This window comes from Rhodococcus artemisiae, assembly GCF_036327795.1.
Classification (GTDB): domain Bacteria; phylum Actinomycetota; class Actinomycetes; order Mycobacteriales; family Mycobacteriaceae; genus Rhodococcus; species Rhodococcus artemisiae.
Genome location: NZ_JAUTXY010000044.1, coordinates 1 through 1,575, shown reverse-complemented (window position 1 = coordinate 1,575; position 1,575 = coordinate 1). Strand labels below are relative to the sequence as shown.

Genomic DNA, 1,575 nt, shown 5'->3' with positions numbered 1-1,575 from the left:
CGGTGTCGTGCCTGGCGGTGGCGCTGGTGGTCGCGGCGATGGCGGCGTTGTATTCGGCGTTGCCGCAGATCGCGCTTGCGACCGGGGCCACCCAAGCCCAGCTGACCTGGATCGTCGACGGCTACACGCTGGTGCTGGCGTGTCTGGTGCTGCCCGCCGGCGCCGTCGGTGACCGTTACGGGCGCCGCGTGGTGCTGGTGGTGGGGTTGGTGGTGTTCGCCGCCGCCTCGGCGCTGCCGCTGCTGCTGTCCGACCCGGCCTGGTTGATCGCGACGCGCGCGCTGGCCGGGGCAGGCGCCGCGCTGGTGATGCCCTCGACGCTGTCGATCCTCACTGCAGGGTTCGCCCCCGCTCATCGCGGCCGGGCGGTGGGGATATGGGCCGGGGTCGCCGGATCCGGGGCGATACTGGGGATTCTCGGTGCCGGGGTGCTGCTCGAACGATGGTCGTGGCTATCGGTGTTCGTAGGGTTGACCGTGGCCGGGGCGGTGCTGGCGGGGTTGGCGTGCACCATCGCCGAGTCCCGCCAGCGCGAGCATCCGCAGGTGGACTGGGTGGGCGCGGTGGCGGTGGCGGTCGCTGTCGCGGCGATCGTGTTCGCCGTGATCGAGTTCCCCGCGCGCGGCTGGGCCGACCCGCTCGTCGCCGCCGCCGCCGGGGTCGGCGTGGCCGCGACGGCGGCCTTCGTGGTCGTCGAGCTGCGCTCGGCGGCGCCGCTGCTGGATGTGCGGTTGTTCGCCCGCCGTGGTTTCGGTGCCGGGTCGCTGTCGGTGACCATCCAGTTCCTGGTCACCTTCGGGGTATTCCTGCTGCTTGTGCAGTACCTGCAGCTGGTCTTCGGTTACGGGCCGCTGGCCTCGGCGCTGGCGTTGGCGCCGATGGTGGTGCCGCTGGTCGTGATCTCGGTGATCGCGCCGTGGCTGTCGAGCCTGGTCGGGTTACGGGTGATGACCGTGGCCGGCCTGCTCACCATCGCCGCCGGGCTGGTGCTGGTGAGCCGGCTGACACTCGCCGCGCACTACCTCGACCTGCTGTGGCCGCTGCTGATCATGAGCGCGGGCCTGGGATTGTGCACCGCGCCGGCGACCTATGCCATCGTCGCCGACACCCCCGAGGCCAAACACGGGGTCGCCGCCGCGGTCAACGACGCCGCCCGCGAGATCGGCGCCGCGATCGGGATCGCCGTGGCCGGCAGCGTGCTGGCCGCCGGCTACACCCACCGCATCCAGCCCGCCCTGCCCCAGTTGCCCGAGCCCGCCCGCGGCCCGGTCGCCGATTCCCTGGCCGCGGCGCTGCAGGTCGCCGACCAGGCCGGACCGGTGGCCGCACCGCTGGCCGAGTTCGCCAAGGCCGCGTTCGTGCACGGCAGCGGCCAGGCCGCGCTCGCCCTGGCCGCCCTCACCACCGTCGGGGCGATCGTGCTGGCAGTACTGGCCCCCGGCCGCGCACCACGCCGCCGATACATCTCGACCATTTCCCCCGCAAAACACGCTCCCTTCTCGTGAAAGACGCCCGTCATGACGGCCTATCGCACGATCATCGTCGACACCGACGGATCCGACCGCTCCTACCGTG

The 1,575-nt window shown here is 72.5% G+C and carries 1 protein-coding gene; it reads left to right on the top strand.

The window, feature by feature from the left end:
- Nucleotides 1–2: 2 nt before the first annotated feature.
- The gene (locus Q7514_RS33075) at nucleotides 3–1,505 is read left to right on the top strand and encodes an MFS transporter (protein ID WP_330137386.1); all 1,503 of its coding nucleotides are present in this window, start codon (nucleotides 3–5) and stop codon (nucleotides 1,503–1,505) included.
- Nucleotides 1,506–1,575: the final 70 nt, after the last annotated feature.